At 69.2% G+C, this 5,359-nt stretch carries 4 protein-coding genes and 1 pseudogene; all 5 read right to left on the bottom strand.

Annotated elements, in window-relative coordinates:
- Positions 1-376, bottom strand: a pseudogene (locus DBR34_RS23055) (hydroxymethylbilane synthase); the annotation flags it as partial.
- A gap of 78 nt (positions 377-454) precedes the next feature.
- Positions 455-1,219 (bottom strand): LytTR family DNA-binding domain-containing protein, encoded by a 765-nt coding sequence (locus tag DBR34_RS13265; protein WP_181393997.1) that lies wholly within the window; start codon positions 1,217-1,219, stop codon positions 455-457.
- Positions 1,188-2,234 carry a histidine kinase gene (locus DBR34_RS13260; RefSeq protein ID WP_128097138.1) on the bottom strand — a complete coding sequence of 349 codons (1,047 nt, stop codon included), beginning with the start codon at positions 2,232-2,234 and terminating at the stop codon, positions 1,188-1,190. The genes DBR34_RS13265 and DBR34_RS13260 overlap by 32 nt, the downstream gene beginning before the upstream one ends.
- Before the next feature lie 3 nt (positions 2,235-2,237).
- Positions 2,238-2,903 carry an alpha/beta hydrolase gene (locus DBR34_RS13255; RefSeq protein ID WP_038686066.1) on the bottom strand — a complete coding sequence of 222 codons (666 nt, stop codon included), beginning with the start codon at positions 2,901-2,903 and terminating at the stop codon, positions 2,238-2,240.
- 42 nt (positions 2,904-2,945) lie between these two features.
- Entirely contained in the window at positions 2,946-4,853 is a 1,908-nt protein-coding gene (gene mdoH / locus DBR34_RS13250) for a glucans biosynthesis glucosyltransferase MdoH (RefSeq protein WP_128097137.1), read from the bottom strand.
- Positions 4,854-5,359 lie beyond the last annotated feature (506 nt).

The raw sequence follows: 5,359 nt of genomic DNA, 5'->3' as shown, positions 1-5,359 counted from the left end.
AGGTGCCCACGCGTGCGCCGATCGGCAGTGCGTCCACCGAGGCATACAGATTGGAGATGAAGCCGTCGGCGGGATCGTGGCGGGTCAGCATGGCCGGCAGCGCGAACGGGGCGTCCAGCTCCATCGGCACGTCCTTGAGCGAGTGCACCGCGCAATCGGCGTCGCCGCGCAGCATCGCCAGCTCCAGTTCCTTCAGGAACAGGCCCTTGCCGCCGATGGCGGCCAGCGAACGGTCGAGCACTTCATCGCCCCGGGTGCTCATCGGCACCAGCACCACGTCCAGCCCGGGGTGCACCTGGCGCAGGCGGTCGGCGACGTGTTCGCTCTGCCACAGGGCAAGCGGGCTCTTTCGGGTGGCGATGCGCAGGGTTGTCATGCCGCCATTATCCGCGCAGCAGGGCGTATCGGCCAACGGCGGCATGCTTCGCTGCGCGGACACGCGGCGTATCGATACCTACAGGAGATCCTGCTTGATGCTGGCCACGCAGCGCCGACTGACCTCCAGCGGGGCTTTGCCATGGCGCAGCACGGCCTGGACCTGGCCTGCGCCATTTCGTCGCAGCTCGAGCAGCTCGTGGCGGGCCACCAGGCAGTTGCGGTGGATGCGCACGAACCGGCCGACGAATTCCTCTTCCAGCGACTTCAGCGATTCCTCAATGAGGTCTTCGCCGCGCGCGTGGTGCACCACCACGTATTTCTCTTCGGCCTGCAGGTAGTGGATGTCCTCGATCGGAATCAGCCGCAGGCTGCCGCGCAGGCGCGCGCACAACAGGGTGCGGGCCTGCTGGCTGGGCGTGCCGGGGTGTCCGCTGCGCCCGGCCAGGAAGGTGCGCGCACGTTCCAGCGCGGCGGCCAGCCGCTCGGGGCGCACCGGCTTCATCAGGTAGTCGATGGCGGCGGCCTCGAAGGCCGACAGCGCGTGGGCGTCGTAGGCGGTGCAGAACACCACCGCCGGGCGCGGGTCGAAGGTGGCCAGGTGACGGGCCGCTTCCAGGCCGTCCAGGCCGGGCATGGCGATGTCCAGCAGCACCAGGTCCGGCTGCAGCGCGGCGCAGGCATGCAGTGCCTGCTCGCCGTTCTCGGCCTCGGCCACCACCTCCACCCCGGGCTGTTCGGCCAGCAGGCTGCGCAGGCGCTCGCGGGCCAGCGGCTCGTCGTCGGCAATGACCACCTTCAAGGCTGTTTCCTCACGGCACCGGGACGGTGATGTCGCACGCATAGTAGCCGTCGCTCCATGCTCCCGTCATCCGGGCCGCGGGGCCGAAGCGCCATGCCAGCCGGTGGGCGATGCTGCGCTGCGCGTGGCCTGCGCCCTGGGTCAGCGGCAGCGCGCGACCCTGCGGGTCCGGCGCAGGGTTGTGCACCCGGATATGCAGCTGGCCGTCCACGCACGACAGCGCGATGACAATGGTGCCGCCCCCCGGCAGCCGCGAGATGCCATGCAGCACGGCGTTTTCCACCAGCGGCTGCAGCACCAGCGGCGGCATCGGCAACGACCAGGGCAAGGGTTCGTCGCGCTGCCACTGCACCTGCAGGCGTTCGCCCAGGCGCAGCGATTCGATCGACAGGTAACGCTCGGCCAGTTCGCACTCGGCCTGCAGGGTGGAGTCGCCCTCGCCCGCGCCAAGCGCCGCGCGGAACAGGTCGGACAGGTCCAGCACGGCGCGCTCGGCCACCACCGGGTCGCGGCGCACCAGGCTGGCGATCAGGTTCATGCTGTTGAACAGGAAATGCGGGCGGATCCGCGCCTGCAGCGCGTCGGCCTGGGCGCGCGCGTTGGCCACCACCTGCGCGGCCCAGCGGTCGCTGACATAGAAGTAGCGCAGCGCCAGCGCCACGATCAGGGCGGTCATGGTGGCGCTGCCCAGGGTGAAGCGCCAGAACCCGATGTGCCGCGCGAAGCCCCCGGCATCGAGCACGCCGTACAGGCCGTGCACGATGCCGGCGCAGACGGCGGCAATCAGCACGGTCATCGCCACCGCAAGCGCCGTACCGGCCGCTTCAGGCAACCGCGACAACGCGGCGCGCGCCGCGCACAGGCACACCGTGACCGCCAGCGACAACCACAGCGCAAAGCCGCTGGCCGACAGGAAATCCGACACGCTCCAATGGCGGCTGCCATCGGGCGCCAACGCCACCACCACCACCACCAGCTCGGCCAGGCCGAGCATCGCCGCCAGCCGCGGCAACCGGCACAGCTCGGGCAACCACGGCTGCTGGCGCGGGTCGTTCATGGCTCAGGCGGCCCGGAACCGTGCGTCCAGCCAGTCGCCCAGCGCCTCCAGTTCCTCGGCGCAGACCTGGTGGGCCATCGGGTAGGAGTGCCACTCCAGCGGGAAACCGAGGTCCTTCAGGGTCTGCGCGGTGTGCGCGGCGATTGCCTGCGGAATCACCGGGTCCTGCACGCCGTGGGCCATGAACACCGGCGGCCGGATGCCGTCCGGGGCACGCTGGGCGGCAGCGGTCTCCGGGTCGGGCAGGTAGGTGGACAGCGCGATCAGGCCACCGATCGGCCGGCTGCGACGCAGCACCGCGCTCAGGATCACCGCCCCGCCCTGCGAGAACCCGGCCAGCAGGATGCGCTCGGCCGGAATGCCGGCGGCCACCTGCTGGTCGATCAGGGTATCCAGCGCCTGCACCGACGCCGCCACGCCGGCGGCGTCGGCACGCGAGCGGAAGTCCATGCTGACGATGTCGTACCAGGCGCGCATCGGCACGCCGTTGTTGATCGTGATCGGCTGTACCGGCGCATGCGGGAACACGAAGCGGATGGCCGGCCAGTGCGGGCGCAGCAGCTCGGGCACGATGGGGGCGAAGTCGTTGCCGTCGGCGCCCAGGCCGTGCAGCCACAGCACCGCCCATTGCGGGTCGGTACCGGTTTCGTTGATGACGCTGTCCAGCATGGTGCGGCTCCACTACGGTCGAACCGCATTATGCCGCGCCGTTCAGCCCAGCGCCTTGGCCTCGGCCGCGGCCTTGCGCAGCTCCGCCGCGCGCACCAGCACCTTGGGCGGTGCGGTTTCCTCGGGAATCTCCATCAGCCGCAACCGATGCATGAGCGTGCCGGCACTGCGCGAGGAGGTCAGCGCCACCACCGGAATGGCCAGCACCATGCCCACCACCACCGGGGCCATCCACGCCGCCAGCGACGGCGACACGGCATAGGCCAGGATGCCCATGAACAGCCCGAACACGCTCAGCCCGCCATAGCCGCGGATGAGGGCGGGCCACGAGATGCCGCCGTCGTCGCGCTGCTGCGCATCCCAGCCCGAATCCTTGCCGGCCAGCACCTCGGCCACGCCGCGCGACTGCACGTACATCACCACCGGTGCCATCAGCGCGGCCAGCAAAGTTTCCAGCAGCATCGACAACAGTGCGCGGATGCCGCCGCCACAGCCACGGCGCTCCACCCGGTCCAGCAGCATGGCCACGTAGCCCAGCACCTTGGGGGTGAGCAGCACCACCATGGTGATGGCGAACATGCGGATCACCTTCTCTTCGTCCTGGTGGCGCCAGTACAGGCTCGGCGACAGGTGCAGCACTTCGTTGAAATCGATGCCGCCCTGGAACAGCGGGATGGCAATGCCGACCAGCATCAACATGCCCCACATCGGCGCGGTGAAGTAATGGCCGATGCCGATCATCATGTGCATGCGGCTGACCCAGTGCAGGCCCTTGGAGCCCACCACCTTGGCGTGCTGCAGGTTGCCCTGGCACCAGCGCCGGTCACGGACCAGCATGTCGGTGAGGGTGGGCGGGCCTTCTTCATAGCTGCCCTTGAGGTAGGGCACCATGTGCGTGGCCCAGCCGCCACGACGCATCAGCGCCGCTTCGACGAAATCATGGCTGAGCACGTGGCCACCGAACGGCTCGCGCCCCGGCAAAGCGGGCAGGCCGGCGTTCTCGGCGAAGGCCTGGGTGCGGATGATGGCGTTGTGGCCCCAGTAGTTGCTTTCCGCGCCATGCCACCAGGCCACGCCACGGCCGATCACCGGGCCGTACACGCGCCCGCCGAACTGCTGCATGCGCGCGAACAGCGTGCGTCCGCCGATCACCGCCGGCAGGGTCTGGATCAGGCCGACGTCGGGGTTGTGCTCCATGCCCGCCACCAGGCGCACGATGGTGTCGCCGGTCATCAGGCTGTCGGCGTCCAGGATCAGCATCTGCGGGTAGCCACCGCCGAAGCGGCGCACCCAGTCGGCGATGTTGCCCGCCTTGCGGCCGCTGTTGTCGCCGCGCCGCCGGTAGAACAGGCGGTCGTGTCCGCCCACGGCATCGCACAATGCCGCGAACGCCTGCTCCTCGGCCACGCCGATGTCCTCGCGGCGGGTGTCGCTGAGCACGAAGAAATCGAACTGCGCCAGCTGCCCAGTGTCGGCCACCGATTCGTAGATGGCCTGCAGGCCGGCCAGCAGCCGGCGCGGGTCTTCGTTGTAGGTGGGCATCAGCAGCGCGGTGCGGGTGTGGACGACCGGCAACGGCTGGTCCGGGTCGATGCCGAGCTTGTAGCCCCGGTCGAACACGGCGGTGAGGAAGCCGGCCACCGCGCCGGAGAACGACAGCGCGATCCACGCGAACAGCGCCACGAACAGCACCAGCAGGCAGGCCTCGAGCACGCTGATGCCATTCATGGCCAGCACCTTCCACATCATCACGGTCGCGGCGAGGGTCATCGCCCCCGTGCCACCCAGGATATAGAAGCGTCGCAACGCCATCAGCCGTGGCGCAGTACGTTGCCGCGGCACCTGCAGCCGCCCTTCCTTGAAGGACTGCTCGGGCATCGACATCGGGGCTTCGGCCGGCAGGATCGCCTGCCCGGCATCGGCCACGTGCATGACGGACTGCACACTCATCGGTGGCGCCCCTGCGTGGGTGATGACAGGCCGGGCGTGCCCGGTGCGGAGAGGGTCATCCAGATCCCGACACGCCCAGCGGCGTGCTTGCGTCCTGCCTGCGCGGGGCCGTGGCCGGCACGCAGCTGTTGTCTGTCACTACCGGAACCCACGAACTCTCCACCGTACCGAGACGAAAAATGCGGCTCAGCATAGGGGGGCAAATGTAAGCCGGGCGCGAAAGTTCCTTTCGTGATTCCTCCCCATTCAGCCTGGCCGGGCCAAGGCATCCGCAGGCCCGGTGCGACAGAACGCCGCAGGCCTTATGGCACAGGGCTCTCCCCATTCATTTTGTAAACGGTTATCATTACGTTAACCAGGCAGGCATGCGTTACCGCACTACCCACCCAGACGCGTCGGCCCCCCGCCGTGCGCAGTCCCTCCGGTCGGGTTGCCTGCTTCGTCGTGCTGTCTTCGCGAGTCGCTTCCCGGTCGGGTACTCCTTACCCCTCCATGGAAGACCCTCA

Origin of the sequence: Stenotrophomonas sp. HMWF003, from assembly GCF_003061285.1 — a bacterium.
Classification (GTDB): domain Bacteria; phylum Pseudomonadota; class Gammaproteobacteria; order Xanthomonadales; family Xanthomonadaceae; genus Stenotrophomonas; species Stenotrophomonas maltophilia_AP.
Note: the sequence above shows the minus strand (reverse complement) of the source record. Positions and strands in the feature narration are given on the sequence as shown.